Consider the following 21019-nt stretch of genomic DNA (forward strand, 5'->3'; position numbering starts at 1 on the left):
TTCCTTGTTCATGCGCCAAAAGGGCAATCGAGTAAAGCCGCGAGCTTATCAGGCGGCCACGACCAATGGCTACCGGCATGAGAGCAAGAAAAGCCGGATAAGTTCAGCCAGTTAAACGCTTCTTCATGCAACGCTACAGCCAGTGGCCAGTATTGTCGGCTGTTGACACTTGAGCAATGTCCAAACGGAGTTTTTGTAGCAGTTTGTAATATGGCAGGGATCTCAAGGGTAGCTGCCGTCGCGGTACTGCCCCGCTACTTCGCGCAGCACCTCGCACAGCCAACGGGCCGGCAGGCTCAGAGGCAAAGCGGCGTTGCTGCAGATACCCACCGAACCGCCCGGCTCCTGCACGCCCAGGTCCAGCTCGCACAACTCGCCCCGGCCCAGGTCGACGCGCACGGCATCGCGCGGGGCGACCCAGACCGCATCGCTGCCTTGCACGTAACGGCGGCTCAAGGCCGGCGAGAGGGTTTCCAGGCGCTGCGCGGGTTGTTCGATGGCGCACTGCACGAACAGGCTGTCGGCGTGCTTGCGAATGGTGGTGCCGGCCAGCGGCAGCACCAGCGGATAGCGCCCCACCTGGCTGCGCTCGATGGGCTGGCGCGCCAGCAGCGGATGGCCAGGACGCACCACCAGCGACATCGACTCGCTGTACAGGTGCTCGAACAGCAGGCCCTGGATCTGCGGACTGTCGGTCATGCGGCCGATCACCAGGTCCAGTTCACCGACGTGCAACTGCGCCAGCAGGTGCGCGCTGGGCCCGGTGGCGACGCTGACCACCAGGGCGTCGTGGCGCTGATGCAAGCGACAGAGCACCTCGGGCATCAACAGGCTTTCGACCGTGGACAGCACCCCCACACGCACCTGTGGCGGCGCATGCTCCTCGCCGCGCAGGGTACTGACCCCTTCGCGCAGGGCCTGCACGCTGGGCCCGGCGTAGCGCATGAAGCGCGTGCCGGCCGGGGTCAGTTCGACGCCCTGCTTGCTGCGTTCGAACAGGCGGGTCTGCAGCAGGTCTTCAAGCTCCTTGAGGGTCTTGGAGATCGCTGGCTGACTGATCGCCATGGCATCGGCGGCCTTGGCGAAACTGCCCTGGCGGGCGATTTCGAGAAAGCACAGCAGATGGCGGAATTTGATCCGGGTGTCTAGGTTCATGCCCGGAGTTTATCGGGGCCGTGCGCGGACTGTCGATTGCTGTGGGAGCGGGCTTGCCCCGCGATTGCGGTGTGACTGACAGACCGCTATCGCGGGGCAAGTCGGGTCGCCGCACCGCCGCGCCTACAGGCCGATTTCCACCTGCTCACCGCGCAGCCGCACCGGCCACACCTGCAGAGCCTGCTGCGCATCCTCCAGGCAACGCCCGTCATTCAGGCTGAAATGCTGCTTGTACAAAGGCGCCGCCACCACCAGCTCGCCCTTCAGATGCCCCACCAGGCCACGACCGATCACATTGGCCCCGGACTTCGGGTCCTGGTTGTCGATGGCAAACACCGGGTTGTCCTCCCCGGGCAGGTAGAACAGCGCCACCTGCCGGCCTTCGAACCAGACCACCACGCCCGAGTGCGCCACCAGGTCCTGGCGGCCACAGACGGCACTCCAGCGTTGGGTTTGCAGGTTTACAGCAGCATTGGACAGGCTCATCACAGCACCTCTTCAGTGGTCGGGATCAAATGAAGTTCAGCGGCGCCGATCGGCCGGCGCTGGCCACGCTCGCGGACAAAATGCACACCCGGATCAGGCCGCTGGTCGTTGACGAAGGTCCGGAAGCGTTTGAGCTTTTCCGGGTCTTTCAGGGCATTGGCCCATTCGCATTCATAGCGATCGACCACCAGCTGCATCTGCGCTTCGAGCTCGGCACCCAGGCCCAGGCTGTCGTCGAGGATCACCGCCTTGAGGTAGTCCAGGCCACCCTCCAGGCTCTCGCGCCAGACCGAGGTGCGTTGCAGCTTGTCGGCGGTGCGGATGTAGAACATCAGTACCCGGTCGATGGTGCGGATCAGCCCGGCATCGTCCAGGTCGGTGGCGAACAGCTCGGCATGGCGCGGGCGCATGCCGCCGTTGCCGCAGATGTACAGGTTCCAGCCCTTCTCGGTGGCGATCACGCCGATGTCCTTGCTCTGCGCCTCGGCGCATTCGCGGGTGCAGCCGGACACTGCGAACTTGAGCTTGTGCGGCGAGCGCAGGCCCTTGTAGCGGTCTTCCAGGGTCAGGGCCATCTGCACGCTGTCCTGCACGCCATAGCGGCACCAGGTGCTGCCGACGCAGGATTTGACCGTGCGCGTGGACTTGCCATAGGCGTGGCCGGTTTCGAAGCCGGCCTCGATCAGTTCGCCCCAGATGGCCGGCAACTCGTGCAGCTGGGCGCCGAACAGATCGATGCGCTGGCCGCCGGTGATCTTGGTGTAGAGGTCGTATTTTTTCGCCACCTGGCCGATGACGATCAGTTTGTCCGGGGTGATCTCGCCACCGGGGATGCGCGGCACCACCGAATAGGTACCGTTCTTCTGCATGTTGGCCATGAAGGTGTCGTTGGTGTCCTGCAGCGGCACCAGCGACGGGTCCATGATCGGCTGGTTCCAGCAGGACGCCAGGATCGAGCCGACGGTGGGTTTGCAGATGTCGCAGCCGACGTGGCCGCGGCCATGTTTGGCGAGCATCTCGTCGAAGCTCTGGATGCCCTCGACCCGCACCAGCGCATAGAGCTCCTGGCGGGTGTAGGCGAAGTGCTCGCACAGGCTCTTGTCGACGCTGACACCCCGGGCGATCAGCTCATGCTCGAACACCTGCTTGAGCAAGGCCGCACACCCGCCGCAGCCGGTGCAGGCCTTGGTCTGCTGCTTGAGCTCGCCAAGCTCGCCACAGCCATTGTCGATGGCCTTGCAGATCGCACCCTTGCTGACGTTATGGCACGAGCAGATGGTCGCGCTGTCGGGCAGGGCATCGGCGCCCAGGGTCGGGGCGCCGCCGGTTTGCGGCAGGATCAGCGCCGCCGGGTCGGCGGGCAGGGCAATGCCGTTCTGCACGTACTGCAGCAGGGTGTCGTAGTAGCTGTTGTCGCCCACCAGCACCGCCCCCAGCACCTGTTTGCCACTGGCATCGACCACCAGGCGCCGGTAGGCCGAACCTGCCTCGTCGATAAAGCGGTAGCTGCGCGCACCGGGCGTGGCGCCATGGGCATCGCCGATGGAGCCGACATCGACACCCAGCAGCTTGAGCTTGGTCGACATGTCGGCGCCGGTGAAGCTGGCGGCTTCACTGCCTGCCAGCGCCGCCGCGACGTTGCGCGCCATGCTGTAGCCCGGCGCCACCAGGCCGAACACGCTGCCATTCCACGAGGCGCATTCGCCGATGGCGAAGATCTGCGGGTCGCTGGTGCGGCAGGCGCTGTCGATCACCACGCCACCACGGGCAGCGACCTCCAGGCCGCTGCTGCGGCCCAGGGCATCCTGCGGACGAATGCCGGCGGAAAAGACGATCAGGTCGGTTTCGAGGAACTCGCCGCCGTCGAAGTTCATCCGGTAGCGATAGTCTTCGCCGGCAACCACCGACTGGGTCGCCCGCGACAGGTGCACGCCCACCCCCAGCGCCTCGATCTGCGCCCGCAAGGCCGCGCCGCCCTCGGCATCCAGTTGCACCGGCATCAAGCGCGGGGCGAACTCCACCACATGGGCTTCCAGGCCCAGGGACTTGAGGGCGTTGGCCGCTTCCAGGCCCAGCAGGCCACCGCCGACCACCACGCCACGCCGGGCATCGGCCGCCGCTGCGCGGATGCCGTCGAGGTCGTCGAGGGTGCGATAGACCAGGCGCGAAGCACCTGCGCAGCCTTCGATCGGCGGCACGAAGGGGTAGGAACCGGTGGCCAGGATCAACTGGTCATAGGCATAACGACCGGCCGGGGTAACCACCTCGCGGCGTTCGCGGTCGATCTCCAGCACGGCCTCGTCCAGGTGCAGGGCAATGCCGTGCTCGGCGTACTGGCCCGCAGCGCCCATTGCCAGGGTTTCGGCATCGCTGCCACTGAAGTATTCCGACAGGTGCACCCGGTCATAGGCGCGTTGACGCTCCTCGCCGAACACCCGCAGTTCGAAGCGACCCAGGGCGCCCTGTTCGATCAACTGCTCGACGCAGTGATGCCCCACCATGCCGTTGCCGACGATGATCAGTTTTTCCCGCGGGATGATGGTCGTTGCTGCATTCATACCTGATCCTCACTCAAGGCCATTCACGGTGGCTGTGCTGCAGGGGCGAACCCCGAAAAACAAAAAAGGCGCCTGGAGCCGAAGCTCCAGGCGCCTTTGCCTGGTCGTTTTATGTAGTTCCAGTGCGGATCGCCATTGACCCGCGAGAACGTTGTACTATTGCAAAAGCAGGTAGCGTGCCAACTGCCAAAATCCGCCTTTTCAAGGCCTGAACGCCGCTGATCGCAGCAGATTTCGACCCAGGCTGGTGCAGCCCTCCCCCTTATGGGGCATTCAATACACGTCGCGCAGGTAGCGTTTGCTGCGGCTCAGTTCGCTGACATAGGCCTCTGCCTGTTCAATACTCAGCGCGCCGTGCTCGCGTACCACTTGTTTGAGCGCTGCATCGACGTCACGGGCCATGCGCTCGGCATCGCCACAGACATAGAAGTGACCGCCCTCCTCCAGCCAGCGCCAGAGTTCGGCGCCTTGCTCGAGCATGCGCTGCTGGACGTAGATCTTTTCGGCCTGGTCCCGGGAGAACGCGGTATCCAGCCGGGTCAGGTGGCCGTCGCGCTGCCAGGCCAGCAGTTCGTCGCGGTAATAGAAATCGCTGGCCGCCTTCTGCTCACCGAACAACAGCCAGTTGCGCCCCGTGGCGCCGGTGGCCTGACGCTCCTGGAGAAAGGCGCGAAACGGCGCGACGCCGGTGCCGGGGCCGACCATGATCACTGGTGCGCTGCTGTCCTCCGGCAAGCGAAAGTGGCTGGTCGGCTGGGTGAAGATCCTCACCTTGTCCTCGCCCACCCGATCAGCCAGATAGGTCGAGCACACACCCTTGCGTGCGCCATAGCGAACGGTGGAAACGGTCAGGTGAACCTGTCCGGGATGCTGCTTGGGGCTGGAGCTGATCGAGTACAGACGCGGCTGCAGCGGTTTGAGCAGGCCGAGCCAGGTGTCCAGGTCCAGCTGCGGATCGAACGCATGGACCAGGTCGATCAGTTGCTTGCCCCACAGCCAGTCCTTGAGCGCGGCCTTGTTCTCGGGTTTGAGCAGGTCCGCCAGCGATGAGTGACTGCTGTGCCGGGCAAAGGTTTCGAGCATCTTCGGGCTGATCCGGGCAATCTCCAGATACCCGGCCAGCGCTTCGCCCAGAGGCATGTCGGCCTGGCCCTTGAGGCTGACCGACTGCCTTGCGTCGAGTCGGGTCGCTGTCAGCCATTCATCCACCAGTGCCGGGCAGTTGCGCGGCCACACGCCCAGGGCGTCACCGGCCTGGTAGCTCAAGCCGCTGTCGGCCAGATCGAATACCAGTTGCCGGGTTTCCTTGGTCGCACCGGGGCTGTTGAGCAAACGGTTGTCGAGCAGGCGTGCCGGCAAGGGTTGCTGCTTGCTGAAGCGGGTCGCTGCAGATGCTGCCGTGGTCACTGGTTCAGGCGTACTGCCGAGTTTGTCGAGCAAAGCGTTCAGCCACTGCCCGGCCGGCTCGTCGAAGTCCCCCTCACAATCGACTCGCTCCAGCAGACGTTGGGCACCCAGCTCAGCCAGGCGCTGGTCGAGCTTGCGGCCAAAGCCACAGAACTGTTCGTAACTGGAGTCGCCCAGCGCCAGTACGGCATAGGGCAAGCCGGCGCAACGGCTGGCCTGCTCACCGTGCAGGCTTTGCCAGAAGGCCGCGCCGCTGTCCGGCGCATCGCCGTCGCCAAAGGTGCTGGCGATCAGCAACAGGCTGGCGGCACCGTCCAGTTGCGCCATGGCCACCTCCTCCATGCAGCTCAGTTGCACGGCAAGACCGGCCTGGCGCAGACGCTCGGCGCAGTGTTCGGCCAGGGCCTGGCCATTGCCGGTCTGCGAAGCCCAGAGCAGCAGATGCCGGGCTTGCTCCGGCGCATTCAGCGGCAACGCCTGGGGCTGGGCACTGCGTGAGTACAACCCGGCCAGCAGGCCGTCGACCAACAAGCGCCGCGCGGGCGCCAGCGGAGCACTGGCCGGCAGGGTTGGTACACCGTCGAGCCGGGCCTGCGCGCTACGCAGGCCGAGGACGAAGCCCTGCATGTACTGTTGTTCGTCTTCGGCCAGGGCCAGTTCAACCCGGGGGTCCAGGCCGAGCAGGCGGCTCAGGGTGTCGGTGGGCATGGCAGACTGCTCCTGGTCGATCGGGGTGGCAGGAATACGTTCACCAGCGACCCGCTCCAGGGTCACCGCGCAATACTTGAACGCCGGTTGTAGCGACACGGGATCGACTGCGTCGCTGGTGACGGCGTTGACCGCCAGGTTGTCGCCATAGACATCGTTCCAGTGAAACGGCGCAAAGCAGTTGCCCGGCAGCACCCGCGTGGTGATCCGCGCCGGCAGCAGCGCTTTTCCACGTCGCGAACTCACCTGGACCTGGTCCATCTCGGCGATGCCCAGGCGTGTAGCATCCTCGGGATGAATCTCCAGGAACGGGCCGGGATCGAGCTTGTTCAGAGTCGCCACCTTGCCGGTCTTGGTCAGGGTGTGCCATTGGTGCTGGACCCGGCCGGTGTTCAGCACCAAGGGAAAGGCATCGTCCGGCTGCTCGGCCGGCGGCAGCCAGGGCCGGGCGAAAAAGCGCGCCTTGCCGTTGGCCGTGGGGAAGGCGATGGCCGGCACCTGGCCTTGCTCGTCACGGAACAGGGCCTGGCTGAGGCCGTCGTTGCGATAGCGCAACGGGCTACGCGGATTGTCACGTTGCGGCTGGCACGGCCACTGTTGAGGTGCCTGACGCAAACCGCTGTAGCTGACACCGCGCAGGTCGTAACCGGTGGCCGGGTTCCAGGCCTGGCGGATTTCCTCGAACACCGCCTCGGCATCGGCATAGCTGAAGGCCTCGGCGTAGCCCATCGCACAGGCGATACGGGCGATGATCTGCCAGTCGGGCAGGCTGTCGCCGGGCGGATCGATCGCCTTGCTCATCAGGGTCAGGTTGCGCTCGGAGTTGATCATCACGCCCTCGCCCTCGGCCCACAGTGCGGCGGGTAGGAGGATGTCGGCGTAGCGGTTGGTCTCGGTGTCGAGGAAGGCATCCTGGGTGATCACCAGCTCCGCCGCCTGCAGGCCGTCGATCACCTGCTGGCGGTTGGCAACGCTGGCCACCGGGTTGCTGCAGATGATCCAGCAGGCCTTGATCCGTCCGGCGGCCAGGCTGTCGAACAGCGCCACGGTGCCGTCGCCCGCTTCGCTGCGCAGGCTGCCGGCGGGGATCTTCCACAGCTGTTCGACAAAGCTGCGATCCGCCTCCACCAGTGCCGAGCGTTGCCCCGGCAGCCCCGGCCCCATGTAGCCCATCTCCCGCCCGCCCATGGCATTGGGTTGGCCGGTCAAGGAAAAGGGACCGCTGCCCGGCCGGCAGAGGGCACCGGTGGCCAGGTGCAGGTTGCACAGTGCGTTGGTTTGCCAGGTGCCATGGATGCTCTGGTTCAGGCCCATGGTCCAGCAGCTCATCCACTCCGGGGCCTGGCCGATCCATTGCGCGGCCTGGCGGATGTCGGCTTCGGCAAGGCCGGTGATGGCGGCGACTCGCTCGGGGGTGTAATCCTCGAGAAAGGCCGGCATGGCCTCCCAGCCCTCGGTGTGGCGGGCAATGAAATCGGCGTCGGTGTGGCCGTTCTTGTGCAGCAGGTGCAGCAGGCCGTTGAGCAGCGCCAGATCGGTGCCGGGGCGGATCTGCAGGAACAGGTCGGCCTTGTCGGCGGTGGCGCTGCGCCGTGGATCGACCACGATCAGCCGGGCGCCGGCCTTGAGCCGGTCGAGCAGGCGCAGGAACAGGATCGGATGACAGTCGGCCATGTTCGCCCCGATCACCAGGAACACCTCGGCGCGGTCGAAATCCTCATAGCTGCCCGGTGGCCCGTCGGCCCCCAGCGACAACTTGTAGCCACTGCTGGCGCTGGCCATGCACAGGCGCGAGTTGGACTCGATGTGCCGACTGCGGACGAAACCCTTGGCCAACTTGTTGATCAGGTACTGGGCTTCCAGCGACATCTGCCCGGAGACATAAAAGGCCAGGGCATCGGGCCCGTGCTCGTCGACAATGGCCCGCAGACGCTGCGCGGCCTGCTCGATGGCCGTGTCTACGCCGGTCTGTACCGGATCGCGCTGACGCTCGTTGCGCAGGTAAGCCTGCTCCATGCGCCCGGAATCGTGCAGCGGCTGGTGGGCGGTCAGGCCCTTGGTGCACAACCGGCCGAAATTGCTCGGGTGCTGTTTGTCGCCGCTGACCTTGGTCACCCGGTTGCCTTCGACGCTCATGACGATGCCGCAACCGACACCACAATACGGGCAAACACTGCGCACGCTGGTGCTGCTCATCTGCCTACCTCCTGCTTGCGCAAACAAAAAGGCGCCCTGCTGCCCCGGCTTGTGAAAACAAGCAGGAGCAACACGGCGCCTTTGTCGTGAACGGGGCAATCTGCGTTGATTGCCGGATAGACAGGCATAAGCAAGGCCCGCGCCAGTTTGCGCAGCCCTGAAAAGACGTGGGGTGATCCCGCAACAGCACGGCACAGGCGCACCGACTTGGGGAGAACTGCACCATGGCGAGGCACGATGGCTGTCAGAAGGCAGAAACAAAAAAAGCGACCCTAAGGTCGCTTTCTCTGTTGCTTCCGGGTGTTCAGTGGGCCCTGGAAGCGATATATGGCGCGGCGGACGGGACTCGAACCCGCGACCCCCGGCGTGACAGGCCGGTATTCTAACCGACTGAACTACCGCCGCGCGATACACTGAGAGATGGTGGGTGATGACGGGATCGAACCGCCGACCCTCTGCTTGTAAGGCAGATGCTCTCCCGGCTGAGCTAATCACCCTTTCGTCTCGGTGTGGCGCGCATTCTACGGAGCACCGATTACTCTGGCAAGCACTTTTTTAAAAATTTTTTTCAGGCGTTCCAAAGACTTAGCAGACTTGGCCTGAAGCGCCCGCTCGGAGAATAATGCCCTCCTTATGTATTAAGGAGAGATTCACCCAATGTGGTTCAAAAACCTGCTGACCTACCGCCTGACCCAGGATGTCCCGTTCGATCCCGAAGCGCTGGAAACCGCACTGGCCAGCAAGCCGGCGCGCCCTTGCGCCAGCCAGGAGTTGACCACTTACGGTTTCGTCGCCCCGTTCGGCAAAGGCGAGGATGCGCCCCTGGTCCACGTCAGCGGTGACTTCCTGCTGATCGCCGCACGCAAGGAAGAACGTATCCTGCCGGGTAGCGTGGTGCGCGATGCGGTCAAGGAGAAGATCGACGAGATCGAAGCCGAGCAGATGCGCAAGGTCTATAAGAAGGAGCGCGACCAGATCAAGGACGAGATCATCCAGGCCTTCCTGCCGCGCGCCTTTATCCGCCGCTCGATGATCTTCGCCGCCATTGCCCCCAAGCAGGGCCTGATCCTGGTCAACTCGGCCAGCGCCAAGCGTGCCGAAGACCTGCTCTCGACCCTGCGCGAAGTGATGGGTTCGCTGCCGGTGCGTCCGGTCACCGTGAAGATCGCCCCGAGCGCGACCATGACCGACTGGGTCAAGACCCAGCAGGCGGCGCCGGACTTCTTCGTCCTCGACGAATGCGAACTGCGCGACACCCACGAAGACGGTGGCATCGTGCGCTGCAAGCGCCAGGACCTGACCAGCGACGAGATCCAGCTGCACCTGGGTACCGGCAAGGTGGTGACCCAACTGTCCCTGGCCTGGCAGGACAAGCTGTCGTTCGTGCTCGACGACAAGATGGTGATCAAGCGCCTGCGCTTTGAAGAACTGCTGCAGGACCAGGCCGAAGAAGACGGCGGCGATGAAGCCCTGGGCCAGCTCGATGCCAGCTTCACCCTGATGATGCTGACCTTCGGCGAGTTCCTGCCGGCGCTGTTCGAAGCGCTGGGCGGCGAAGAGATTCCGCAGGGGATCTGATCACCTCGATCGCGGGACATGCACCGCCTCTGTGGGAGCGGGCTTGTCCCGCGATTGCGTACCGTCAGTAATACCGCATCGCGGGGCAAGCCCGCTCCCACAGACTTGCCCAAGAATTCTAGATTGGGCACTATATTGCCCACTGTGGGGACGACCTCACGACGCTTTGCGTGATCATTCCGGGGGACGGCCCCATCACTTTGATGGAGCTTTTGCATGTCCTGGATCATCCTGTTTTTCGCCGGCCTGTTCGAAGTAGGCTGGGCTGTCGGGCTCAAGTACACCGACGGTTTCACCCGCCCCCTGCCCACCATCCTCACCGTTGGCGCCATGGTCATCAGCCTCGGCTTGCTGGGCCTGGCCATGAAGGAGCTGCCCCTGGGCACTGCCTACGCCATCTGGACCGGTGTCGGTGCAGTCGGCACGGTGATCGCCGGCATCATCCTGTTCGGCGAATCCATGGCGCTGGTGCGCCTGGCCAGTGTCGCGCTGATCGTCAGCGGCCTGGTCGGCCTCAAGGTCAGCACCAGCTGACCTGACCCCTCCCCTCCTAGCGCACGTCGCCACGCAACTGGCTGACCCGCTCACGCAGCATCGCCGGCTGCGCCGATTCCACCGGAACGGCGTCGCCGGCCACCAGGGTCACCCGCGACCACAAGCGACGGAAAAAACCCTTGGCCGGATCGCGGCTGAAGAAGCTGCCCCACAAGCCCTGCAGGGCCATGGGAATCACCGGCACCGGGGTCTGCTCGATGATCCGGCTCAAGCCGCCCTTGAACTCGTCGATCTCGCCATCGCTGGTCAACTTGCCTTCCGGGAAGATGCACACCAACTCGCCCGCCGCCAGGTACGCGGCAATCTGCTTGAACGCCTGCTCGTAGGTGCGGGCATCTTCGTTGCGCCCGGCGATGGGAATGGCGCCGGCGGTGCGGAAGATGAAGTTGAGCACCGGCAAGCGGTAGATCTTGTAGTACATGACAAAGCGGATCGGCCGGCGCACGGCCCCGCCGATCAGCAGCGCATCGACGAACGACACGTGGTTGCACACCAGCAACGCCGCGCCTTGATCCGGAATCAACTGCAAGTCACGGTGCTTGACCCGGTACATGGAATGGCTGAGCAGCCAGATCATGAAACGCATGGTGAACTCGGGGACGATGCGGAAGATGTAGGCGTTGACGCCGATATTGAGCAACGACACCACCAGGAACAGCTGGGGAATGCTCAGCTCGGCCAGGCTCAGCAGGACGATGGTGACGATGGCCGACACCACCATGAACAGCGCATTGAGGATGTTGTTGGCGGCGATCACCCGCGAGCGCTCCTGCACCGGAGTGCGCGACTGGATCAGGGCATACAGCGGCACGATATAGAAGCCGCCGAAAATCCCCAGGCCGACGATCGCCAGCAAAATCCACCAGGCTTCGGCCATGCCCAGCAGGACCAGCCAGTCATGGGGCGTCGCGGCCGCCGGGACATCCCCCGAATGCCACCACCAGAGCAAGCCGAACAGGGTCAGGCCGAAGGAGCCGAACGGCACCAGGCCGATTTCCACCTTGTGCCCGCTCAAGCGCTCACAGAGCAGGGAGCCCAGGGCGATGCCCACCGAAAACAGGGTCAGTACCAGGGTGACCACGGTCTCGTCGCCATGCAGCCAGTCCTTGGCGTAGGCCGGAATCTGGGTCAGGTAGATGGCGCCAACGAACCAGAACCACGAGTTGCCGACAATCGAGCGCGACACCGCCGGAGTCTGGCCCAGGCCCAGGCGCAGGGTCGCCCAGGACTGGGTGAAGATGTTCCAGTCCAGTTTCATCTGCGGCGATGCGGCGGCGGCCCGGGGAATCCAGCGGCTGGACAGGTAGCCCAGCACCGCCACCGCGACCACGGCGCAAGCCACCACCGGCGCATAGTGGGTGTTGGACATCATGATCCCGGCGCCAATGGTGCCGGCCAGGATCGCCAGGAAGGTACCCATTTCCACCAGGCCGTTACCGCCGACCAGCTCCTGCTCATGCAGGGCCTGGGGCAGGATCGAGTACTTGACCGGGCCGAACAGCGCCGAATGGGTGCCCATGGCGAACAGCGCCAGCAGCATCAGGCTCAGGTGGTTGGTCAGAAAGCCGACGGCACCGATGGCCATGATGCCGATTTCGGCCAGCTTGATCAGGCGGATCAGCGCATCCTTGGCGTATTTCTCGCCAAACTGTCCGGCCAGGGCCGAGAACAGGAAGAACGGCAGGATGAACAACAAGGCGCAGAGGTTGATCCAGATCGAGCGGTCACCCTCGATCGCCAGCTTGTAGAGAATCGCCAGGATCAGCGACTGCTTGAACAGGTTGTCGTTGAAGGCGCCCAGCGACTGGGTGATGAAGAACGGCAGGAAGCGTCGTTTGCCAAGGAGGCTGAATTGCGAGGCTTGACTCATCAATCGTGTACCTGAGGGTGGCTTTGTTGTAAGAGGCACGCAGGCCGCACAAAGCCACACTCACTCAGGTAAATGCAATCTACTTGTGTAACCCGGCAAGACATGGCGAGACGAACAGCTCACCGCGCCAGGCGCCGCGCAGGGTCAGGCTGGCGACCATCATCCACAGCGCGGCGAGCATCACCACCAGCACCAGGCCCATGTGCTGGAAGAACGCCAGCCCCAGCCAGGCACCGAGCTTGAGGGTCGCCAGGCTGTAGACGCCCAGCGGGAAGGTGAAGCCCCACCAGCCCAGATTGAACGGCATGCCATGGCGGATATAGCGCAGGGTGATCAGCACGGCGGTGAGCAACCACCACAGCCCCGCGCCCCACAACACGATACCGGCCACCAGGCCCAGACCGCGGGCAATCTCGCCCAGTTCACCGAAGCCGTTGGCGGCGAAGATCGCCGGGGCATCGGCGCCCAGCAGCAACATGCCCAGCGCCCCGGTACCGATGGGGCCCAGCGCCAGCCAGCTGGAGGCGGCCATGTTGGCATGGGGCAGCTTGTGCAGGGCCATGCGCAGCATGAGGATGGTCAGGATGCTGAAGGCCACCGGCAGCGACACTGCCCACAATACATAGCTGGTGATCAGCACCAGGAACTGGGCATGGGCGTCGAGCAGGTGTGGCGCCAGCTGGCCGCCACTGGCGGCGGCGACTTCAGCGGCCACCACCGGCAGCAGCCAGACCGCGGTCATCTGGTCGATGCTGTGCTCCTGGCGGGTGAACATCAGGTAGGGAATGGCCACGCCGCACAGCAGCGCCAGGGCGACATCGAACCACCACAAGGCCTCGACCCAGGGCACGATGCCCTCGCCCCAGCGGTTGATGCCGAACAGCAGAAAGCCGTTGAGGATGGTCGCCAGCCCCATGGGGATGGTGCCGAAGAACATCGACACGGTGGAGTGGGCGAAGATCCGCCGGGCCTCATCGAAGAACAGCACCCAGCGTGCGGTGTAGAGCACGCTGAACAGCACGAACAGGCAAATGGTCAGCCACCACAGGGCTTCGGCCACGCCGTGCAGGCTGTTCATGCCCAGTTGCATCAGGGCCAGGGCCAGCACCCCGGTGCCCATGGTCGCGGCAAACCAGTTGGGGGTGAATTGACGGATCACTTCCCGCGGGTGAGCCAGGTGGCTCAACGGGCGAAACGGGGAAGCGGTGTGTTGCAGGCAAGCCATGGTCAGGTCTCCTGTTGTCCAGTGAGGTGTGACCATCTTATGCCCGTAAAGAATATCCATATAACGGGTATTTTCTCTATCTGTTATCTATTTTGTAGATATAGACATCCACTGTTACATCACCGGTGCCCAGGCGTATGCTGGGAGCCGGACGGCTTACTGCACTAATAACAAGGAAGTGACAATGCTCGCTGCCGTAATGCGCTACAGCCCGCAGGTGCGCCTGTTGCTGGCTACCACGTTTATCCTGACCCTGGCCCGGGCCATCACCCTGCCCTACCTGGTGGTTTACCTCGCGGAAAATTTCACCCTCGACATCAGCGGAATCGGCCTGGTGATCGGCGGCGCGCTGATCGTCGCTTCGCTATTGAGCCTGTATGGCGGCTACCTGATCGACACCCTGCGCAGCTACACGGTGATCATCGCCTCGACCCTGGTCTTTGCCCTGGCCTTCGTGGCCGCCGTGATCAGCCGCGAACTGAGCCTGTTCTTCATCAGCCTGGTGCTGATCAACCTGGCCCTGGCGGTGGTCGATATTGCCGCCAAGGCCGGCTTCTGCGCCCTGCTGCCGGTTGAGGAACGCGCCGAGGTGTTCTCGATCAAGTACACCCTGAGCAACGTCGCCTATGCCGTGGGGCCCTTTGTCGGCGTGGCCCTGGTGCTGTTCGACAGCCACCTGCCGTTCCTGCTGTCCGCCCTGCTGGGGCTGGTCACCTGCCTGTGCTACCGGCATTGGGGCGAGCGTTCGGCGCGGGCGGTCCAGGACGGCGCAGCGCCGGCCGGCTTTGCCAGCGTCGGCGTACAACTGCTCAAGGACCGCCGGCTGATCTGCTTCACCCTGGGCGGCGCCCTCAGCGCCGTGGTGTTCGGCCAGTTCACCGCCTACCTGTCGCAGTACCTGGTGGTGACCAGCAGCGCCAGCCAGGCGGCGCACTACATCAGCTACCTGGTGGCCACCAACGCCGTCACGGTCATCGCCCTGCAGTACGTGATCGGCCGGCGCATCAACAGCCGCCAGTTGATGCCCTGGCTGCTGGCCGGGATGGCGCTGTTCCTCGCCGGCCTGCTCGGCTTCTCCATGGCCAGCTCGCTGCTGGTCTGGTGCCTGGCGATGCTGGTGTTTACCCTGGGCGAAATCATCGTCATCCCGGCCGAGTACATGTTCATCGACAGCATTGCCCCCGAACACCTGCGCGGGGTGTATTACGGCGCACAGAACCTGTCCAACCTCGGCGCGGCACTGGGGCCGGTGATCTGCGGCTTCGCCCTGGCGCACCTGGTGCCGGTGGCGACCTTCTACCTGTTGATCGGTTCGGTGCTGCTGGCAGCGCTGTTCTATTACCTGGGCGCGCGCCCGGGTTCCGGCCAGGTCGACCAGGCCCTGGCCTGAGCCGCCCTGCGACGCTCTGCCACTGCGACCATCGTCGGCGCTGACGAAGCGCCGGCGGCGTGCCAGACTGATTGATCGAGGTTTGCCGTTGTGCCGGCGGCGGATCCACCTTTTTGTTTCGGAGTTGTCATGTCGCTGTCCAGTGGGCTGATCGCCGTGGTCGCCCTGGCCTATATGGCCATCATGTTCGCTATCGCTTTCTATGGCGACCGCCGCAGCAAGCCGCTGCCGCCGCGCCTGCGCGCCTGGGTGTACAGCCTGTCGCTGGCGGTGTACTGCACCAGCTGGACCTTCTTCGGCGCCGTCGGCCAGGCCGCCGAACAACTCTGGGCGTTCCTGCCGATCTACCTGGGCCCTGTGCTGTTGCTGCTGTTCGCCCCCTGGGTGCTGCAGAAGATGGTGCTGATCAGCAAACAGGAAAACATCACCTCGATCGCCGACTTCATCGCCGCCCGCTATGGCAAGTCCCAGACCCTGGCCGTGGTGGTGGCGCTGATCTGCCTGGTCGGCGTGCTGCCCTACATCGCCTTGCAGCTCAAGGGCATCGTGCTGGGCGTCAACCTGCTGATCGGCGCCAGCGCCGACGCCACCGGCAGCCGCGTGCAGGACACCGCGCTGGTGGTTTCGCTGGTGCTGGCGCTGTTCTCCATCGTGTTCGGTACGCGCAGCCTGGACGTCACCGAACACCACCGCGGCATGGTCCTGGCCATCGCCTTCGAATCCCTGGTCAAGCTGCTGGCATTCCTGGCCGTGGGCGCCTTCGTCACCTTCGGCTTGTACAACGGCTTCGACGACCTGTTCAGCCAGGCGAAGCTGGCCCCGCGCCTGGAAGGCTTCTGGAACGAGACTATCAATTGGCCGTCGATGATCGTGCAGACCGGCGTGGCGATGATGGCGATCATCTGCCTGCCGCGGCAGTTCCATGTCACCGTGGTCGAGAACATCGAGCCGCAGGACATGCGCCTGGCCCGCTGGGTGTTCCCGACCTACCTGATACTCGCCGCCCTGTTCGTGGTGCCCATTGCCCTGGCCGGGCAGATGCTGCTACCGGGCTCGGTGATTCCCGACTCCTTCGTCATCAGCCTGCCACTGGCCGAAGCCCACCCGGCCCTGGCCCTTTTGGCCTTCATCGGTGGCGCTTCGGCCGCCACCGGCATGGTCATCGTCGAGGCCGTGGCGTTGTCGACCATGGTTTCCAACGACATGCTGCTGCCCTGGCTGTTGCGTCGGCAGAACGCCGAGCGGCCGTTCGAAGTGTTTCGCCACTGGATGCTGTCGGTACGCCGGGTGACCATTGTCGCCATCCTGCTGCTGGCCTATGTCAGCTACCGCCTGCTGGGCTCCACCGCGAGCCTGGCCACCATCGGCCAGATCGCCTTTGCCGCCGTGACCCAGCTCACCCCGGCCATGCTCGGCGCCCTGTACTGGAAGCAGGCCAACCGTCGCGGCGTGTTCGCCGGCCTTGCCGCCGGGATCTTCCTCTGGTTCTACACCCTGGTGCTGCCGATTGCCGCCCACAGCCTGGGCTGGTCGCTGAACCTGTTCCCGGGCCTGGCCTGGCTGCACGGCAACCCGCTGAACTTGCCGATCACGCCGCTGACCCAGGGTGTGGTGCTGTCGCTGGCCGGCAACTTCACCCTGTTCGCCTGGGTCTCGATCCTCTCGCGCACCCGGGTCTCGGAGCACTGGCAGGCCGGCCGCTTCATCGGCCAGCAAACCAGCGCCCGGCCCAGCAGCCGCTCGTTGCTGGCGGTGCAGATCGACGACCTGCTGCACCTCGCCGCCCGCTTCGTCGGCGAAGAGCGCGCCCGGCAGAGTTTCATCCGCTTCGCCTACCGCCAGGGCAAGGGCTTCAACCCCAACCAGAACGCCGACGGCGACTGGATCGAGCACACCGAACGCCTGCTGGCCGGCGTGCTCGGCGCCTCCTCGACCCGCGCGGTGGTCAAGGCGGCCATCGAAGGCCGTGACATGCAGCTTGAGGACGTGGTGCGCATCGCCGACGAAACCTCCGAAGTGCTGCAATTCAACCGCGCCCTGCTGCAAGGCGCGATCGAGAACATCAGCCAGGGCATCAGCGTGGTCGACCAGAACCTGCGCCTGGTGGCCTGGAACCGTCGCTACCTGGAGCTGTTCAACTACCCCGACGGCCTGATCAGCGTCGGCCGACCGATTGCCGACATCATCCGCTACAACGCCGAACGCGGCCTGTGCGGCCCGGGCGAGGCCCAGGTGCATGTGGCCCGGCGCCTGCACTGGATGCGCCAGGGCCGTGCGCACACCTCCGAGCGCCTGTTCCCCAATGGCCGGGTCATCGAACTGATCGGCAACCCCATGCCCGGCGGCGGCTTCGTCATGAGCTTCACCGACATCACCCCGTTCCGCGAAGCCGAGCAGGCGCTCAAGGAGGCCAACGAGGGCCTGGAGCAGCGGGTCGCCGAGCGTACCCATGAGCTGTCGCAACTGAACCAGGCGCTGACCGAGGCCAAGAGCCATGCCGAGGCCGCCAACCAGTCCAAGACCCGCTTCCTGGCGGCGGTCAGCCATGACCTGATGCAACCGCTGAACGCGGCACGGCTGTTCTCTGCCGCCCTCTCCCACCAGGGCGACGGACTGTCGACCGATGCCCAGCAACTGGTCCAGCACATGGACAGCTCGCTGCGTTCGGCCGAAGAGCTGATCAGCGACCTGCTGGACATCTCGCGCCTGGAAAACGGCAAGATCAACCCCGATCCCAAGCCCTTTGCCCTCAACGAGCTGTTCGACACCCTGGGCGCCGAGTTCAAGGTGCTGGCCCAGCAACAGGGCCTGGACTTCCGCCTGCGCGGCAGCCGTCTGCGGGTGCACAGCGACATGAAGCTATTGCGGCGGATCCTGCAGAACTTCCTGACCAATGCCTTCCGCTACGGCAAGAGCCCGATCCTGCTCGGGGTGCGCCGCGCCGGCGGCAACCTGTGGCTGGAAGTCTGGGACCGCGGCCCGGGCATTGCCGACGACAAGCTGCAGGTGATCTTCGAGGAGTTCAAACGCCTGGACAGCCACCAGACCCGTGCCGAGAAAGGCCTGGGCCTGGGCCTGGCGATTGCCGATGGCCTGTGCCGGGTGCTCGGCCATCGCCTGGAAGTGCGCTCCTGGCCGGGCAAGGGCAGCGTGTTCCGGGTCAGCGTGCCGCTGGCCACCGCCCCGGCCGCCGTTGTCGTCGCCCCGGCCGAGCAGGCTGGCCAGCCCCTGGCCGGCATGCAGGTGCTGTGCATCGACAACGAGGACAGCATCCTGATCGGCATGAACAGCCTGCTCAGCCGCTGGGGCTGCCAGGTCTGGACCGCACGCAGCCGCCAGGAGTGCGACGCCTTGCTGGAGAACGGCATGCGTCCGCACCTGGCGCTGGTCGACTACCACCTGGACGATGGCGAGACCGGTACCGAACTGATGGCCTGGCTACGCAAGCGCCTGGGCGAGCCCGTACCGGGCGTGGTGATCAGTGCCGACGGGCGTAGCGAAACCGTTGCCCAGGTCCATGCCGCCGGCCTCGACTACCTGGCCAAACCGGTCAAGCCGGCGGCCTTGCGCGCCCTGCTCAATCGGCATCTGAGCCTGGTCCAGTAAGGCTGCCGGCGGTCAGCGGGTCGCCTTCGCTCATGGCCCGCTCCAGCAGGTCGGCCGGCAGGCTCTTGCTGGCCCGGGCACCGAGCAGCTTGAGCTGCTCGCTGCGGCTGATCAGGTTGCCACGCCCTTCGCAGAGCTTGTTGCGGGCGGCGCTGTAGGCCTTGTCGACCTGCTGCAGGCGATTCCCCAGTTCGTCCAGGTCCTGGATGAACAGCACGAACTTGTCATACAGCCAGCCGGCGCGCTCGGCGATTTCCCGGGCGTTCTGGCTCTGGCGCTCCTGCTTCCACAGGCTGTCGATGACCCGCAGGGTGGCCAGCAGGGTGGTCGGGCTGACGATCACGATCTGCCGGTCGAAGGCTTCCTGGAACAGGTTCGGCTCGGCCTGCAGGGCCGCCGAAAACGCCGCTTCGATCGGCACGAAGAGCAGGACGAAATCCAGGCTGTGCAGCCCTTCCAGGCGGTTGTAATCCTTGCCCGACAAGCCTTTGACATGGTTGCGCAACGACAGCACATGCTGCTTGAGCGCCGCCTGGGCGATCTCGCTGTCGTCGCTGGCGATGTATTGCTGGTAGGCGGTCAGGCTGACCTTGGAGTCGACCACCACCTGCTTGTCGCCGGGCAGCATGATCAGCACGTCGGGCTGGAAGCGTTCGCCATCGGCACTCTTGAGGCTGACCTGGGTCTGGTACTCGCGGCCCTTCTCCAGCCCCGCATGCTCCAGCACCCGCTCCAGGATCAGTTCGCCCCAGTTGCCCTGGGTTTTCTGGCCCTTGAGCGCCTGGGTCAGGTTGGTCGCTTCATCGCTCAGGCGCAGGTTGAGCTGCTGCAGGCGCTCCAGTTCCTTGGCCAGGGAGAAACGCTCGCGGGCTTCCTGCTGATAGCTCTCTTCCACGCGCTTTTCGAAAGCCTGGATGCGCTCCTTGAGCGGGTCGAGCAACTGCCCCAGGTGCTGCTGGCTGGTCTGGGCAAAACGCTGCTCGCGCTCGTCGAAGATCTTGCTGGCCATCTCGGCGAACTGGGCGCGCAGCTCATCCCGCGAGCCCTGGAGGTCGTCCAGGCGTTGCTGGTGGCTGTCCTGTTGTTCACGCAGTTCGGCGCTCAGGGCTGCGCTGTGGGCGTCCAGGCGCCGCAATTCGGCTTCCCGGGCGCTGCGTTCGAGCTGCCAGGCATGGGCGGCGTCACGGGCATTGTCGCGGTCGATCTGCAGCAACTCCAGCTCCCGGGCCTGGGCGGCCAGGGTCGCTTGCTTGGCCGCGTTGGCCTGGCTCAGGTCGCTGATCTCGTCGCGACTGGCATCGAGCTGGGCGAGCAAGCCTTCCTGGGCCATCTGTGCACTGCCCAGGCGCTCCTCAAGCAGTGCCGCCTGCGCCTCACGGGCGGCCAGCCTGCGTTGCTGCTGGAACACCCAGCCCAGACACGGCACCGCGGCCGCCATGATTCCCAGTACCAGACTGGTCAGATCCAACGCCATTGCCACCCCGATACCCTCTCCTGAAATCAGCGGCAGAGCTTATCAGCCTTGCCGCTGACCTGCAGTCATGCGTCCACCAGGTGCTTGAGCAGGCGCCGGGCTTCCTGGGAGCCCTGGCTTGCCGCCATTTCCAGCCAGTAGCGTGCCTGTTCGGGTTCGTTGACCTGCGGCTGGGCACACAGCTTTGCGTATTCAAGCTGGGCACGCCGGTCGCCGGCACGGGCGGCCTGGCGCAACAGGTCATGCCCGATACGCCGGTCCCGGGCATTGCCGCAGTCACGACAGAGCATCTGCCCCAGGCGGCTCTGGGCCACCACCACCCCCTGGCGGGCCGGTTGCTTGAGCAGGCGTCCGGCAAAATGCTTGACGTTGGGGTTGTCACCCAGGCGCGGGTTGTCGAGCAGCCACAGGGCGACCTTCAAGGAGAAGCGCTTGGACTCGGGCGAAGGCGATTGCGGGGAAGAATTTGCAGGGGGGTTAGCGCGAAACTTCATAACAAACAGCAAAGGCAACTCGAAAGGCGCGCCACTCTACTCCATTTTTCTGACAATGACCCGAGCCTTTTCCACACTTTTTTCAAAATATTTCTGTGTTTATTTATTGACGCCGACCAGGGGAATTTACCCCGATGAGAAGTCGGGTTGACGATTGTCCGACACATCGGAAAAAGCTGGCACGCCCGTCCTAGAGCAAGCGCTCGGGACAATCCACAGAAGCTGTGGATAACTCGGTGGACAACCCCCTCCAATACCCCGCAAACCCCTATGGAATGGGGCTTTGGCTCAAACTGTCGATTTTTTCACCAGCTAAA

The 21019-nt window shown here is 64.7% G+C and carries 12 protein-coding genes and 2 tRNA genes; 4 read left to right on the forward strand and 10 right to left on the reverse strand.

Features of this window, described 5'->3' with window-relative positions; translation table 11 throughout:
• Nucleotides 1-222 precede the first annotated feature (222 nt).
• From pcaQ to M2D63_RS02710, 6 genes are all read right to left on the reverse strand, one after another.
• On the reverse strand, nucleotides 223-1155 hold the full coding sequence (gene pcaQ / locus M2D63_RS02685; protein WP_285861237.1) for a pca operon transcription factor PcaQ: 933 nt from the start codon (nucleotides 1153-1155) through the stop codon (nucleotides 223-225).
• Nucleotides 1156-1278: 123 nt separating this feature from the next.
• Nucleotides 1279-1641: a nitrite reductase small subunit NirD gene (nirD, locus tag M2D63_RS02690; RefSeq protein WP_285861238.1), complete on the reverse strand. Its 363-nt coding sequence runs from the start codon at nucleotides 1639-1641 to the stop codon at nucleotides 1279-1281.
• Entirely contained in the window at nucleotides 1641-4199 is a 2559-nt protein-coding gene (gene nirB, locus M2D63_RS02695) for a nitrite reductase large subunit NirB (RefSeq protein ID WP_285861239.1), read from the reverse strand. Before nirB ends, nirD begins: the two co-directional genes overlap by 1 nt.
• Nucleotides 4200-4472: 273 nt before the next feature.
• A complete protein-coding gene (locus M2D63_RS02700; RefSeq protein ID WP_285861240.1) occupies nucleotides 4473-8510 on the reverse strand; it encodes a bifunctional nitrate reductase/sulfite reductase flavoprotein subunit alpha in 4038 nt (1345 codons plus the stop codon).
• A gap of 328 nt (nucleotides 8511-8838) precedes the next feature.
• Nucleotides 8839-8915 (reverse strand) — tRNA-Asp (locus tag M2D63_RS02705).
• A gap of 16 nt (nucleotides 8916-8931) precedes the next feature.
• Nucleotides 8932-9007, reverse strand: a tRNA-Val gene (locus M2D63_RS02710).
• 160 nt (nucleotides 9008-9167) lie between these two features.
• On the opposite strand from M2D63_RS02710, the gene rdgC reads away from it, so the two are divergent.
• Both rdgC and sugE read left to right on the forward strand, forming a co-directional pair.
• Entirely contained in the window at nucleotides 9168-10088 is a 921-nt protein-coding gene (rdgC, locus tag M2D63_RS02715; RefSeq protein ID WP_285861241.1) for a recombination-associated protein RdgC, read from the forward strand.
• Nucleotides 10089-10304: 216 nt separating this feature from the next.
• Entirely contained in the window at nucleotides 10305-10622 is a 318-nt protein-coding gene (sugE, locus tag M2D63_RS02720; RefSeq protein ID WP_285861242.1) for a quaternary ammonium compound efflux SMR transporter SugE, read from the forward strand.
• 16 nt (nucleotides 10623-10638) lie between these two features.
• On the opposite strand, the gene M2D63_RS02725 is transcribed toward sugE, so the two are convergent.
• Both M2D63_RS02725 and M2D63_RS02730 read right to left on the reverse strand, forming a co-directional pair.
• Nucleotides 10639-12513, reverse strand: a complete 1875-nt coding sequence (locus M2D63_RS02725; protein WP_285861243.1) for an MFS transporter — start codon at nucleotides 12511-12513, stop codon at nucleotides 10639-10641.
• A gap of 79 nt (nucleotides 12514-12592) precedes the next feature.
• Nucleotides 12593-13738, reverse strand: coding sequence for a TDT family transporter (locus M2D63_RS02730; protein ID WP_285861244.1), 1146 nt, complete (start codon nucleotides 13736-13738; stop codon nucleotides 12593-12595).
• Between the two features lie 184 nt (nucleotides 13739-13922).
• Between M2D63_RS02730 and M2D63_RS02735 the strand changes: the two genes are divergently transcribed.
• Entirely contained in the window at nucleotides 13923-15128 is a 1206-nt protein-coding gene (locus M2D63_RS02735) for an MFS transporter (RefSeq protein ID WP_285861245.1), read from the forward strand.
• A 129-nt stretch (nucleotides 15129-15257) separates the two neighbouring features.
• Nucleotides 15258-18734: a PAS domain-containing hybrid sensor histidine kinase/response regulator gene (locus M2D63_RS02740; protein WP_285861246.1), complete on the forward strand. Its 3477-nt coding sequence runs from the start codon at nucleotides 15258-15260 to the stop codon at nucleotides 18732-18734.
• Here the strand turns inward: M2D63_RS02740 and rmuC are convergent.
• Both rmuC and M2D63_RS02750 read right to left on the reverse strand, forming a co-directional pair.
• Nucleotides 18706-20094, reverse strand: a complete 1389-nt coding sequence (gene rmuC, locus M2D63_RS02745) for a DNA recombination protein RmuC (protein WP_285861323.1) — start codon at nucleotides 20092-20094, stop codon at nucleotides 18706-18708. The two genes, M2D63_RS02740 and rmuC, sit on opposite strands and share 29 nt — an antisense overlap.
• A 179-nt stretch (nucleotides 20095-20273) precedes the next feature.
• Nucleotides 20274-20702, reverse strand: a complete 429-nt coding sequence (locus M2D63_RS02750; protein ID WP_285861247.1) for a tetratricopeptide repeat protein — start codon at nucleotides 20700-20702, stop codon at nucleotides 20274-20276.
• Between the last annotated feature and the right edge of the window lie 317 nt (nucleotides 20703-21019).

Origin of the sequence: Pseudomonas sp. BJa5, assembly GCF_030272875.2 — a bacterium.
GTDB lineage: Bacteria > Pseudomonadota > Gammaproteobacteria > Pseudomonadales > Pseudomonadaceae > Aquipseudomonas.

Coding starts and splice junctions, on each gene's coding strand:
- pcaQ (WP_285861237.1), bottom strand. CDS start 1,155: ATGAACCTAGACACCCGGATCAAATTCCGCCATCTGCTGTGCTTTCTC.
- nirD (WP_285861238.1), bottom strand. CDS start 1,641: ATGAGCCTGTCCAATGCTGCTGTAAACCTGCAAACCCAACGCTGGAGT.
- nirB (WP_285861239.1), bottom strand. CDS start 4,199: ATGAATGCAGCAACGACCATCATCCCGCGGGAAAAACTGATCATCGTC.
- M2D63_RS02700 (WP_285861240.1), bottom strand. CDS start 8,510: ATGAGCAGCACCAGCGTGCGCAGTGTTTGCCCGTATTGTGGTGTCGGT.
- rdgC (WP_285861241.1), top strand. CDS start 9,168: ATGTGGTTCAAAAACCTGCTGACCTACCGCCTGACCCAGGATGTCCCG.
- sugE (WP_285861242.1), top strand. CDS start 10,305: ATGTCCTGGATCATCCTGTTTTTCGCCGGCCTGTTCGAAGTAGGCTGG.
- M2D63_RS02725 (WP_285861243.1), bottom strand. CDS start 12,513: ATGAGTCAAGCCTCGCAATTCAGCCTCCTTGGCAAACGACGCTTCCTG.
- M2D63_RS02730 (WP_285861244.1), bottom strand. CDS start 13,738: ATGGCTTGCCTGCAACACACCGCTTCCCCGTTTCGCCCGTTGAGCCAC.
- M2D63_RS02735 (WP_285861245.1), top strand. CDS start 13,923: ATGCTCGCTGCCGTAATGCGCTACAGCCCGCAGGTGCGCCTGTTGCTG.
- M2D63_RS02740 (WP_285861246.1), top strand. CDS start 15,258: ATGTCGCTGTCCAGTGGGCTGATCGCCGTGGTCGCCCTGGCCTATATG.
- M2D63_RS02750 (WP_285861247.1), bottom strand. CDS start 20,702: ATGAAGTTTCGCGCTAACCCCCCTGCAAATTCTTCCCCGCAATCGCCT.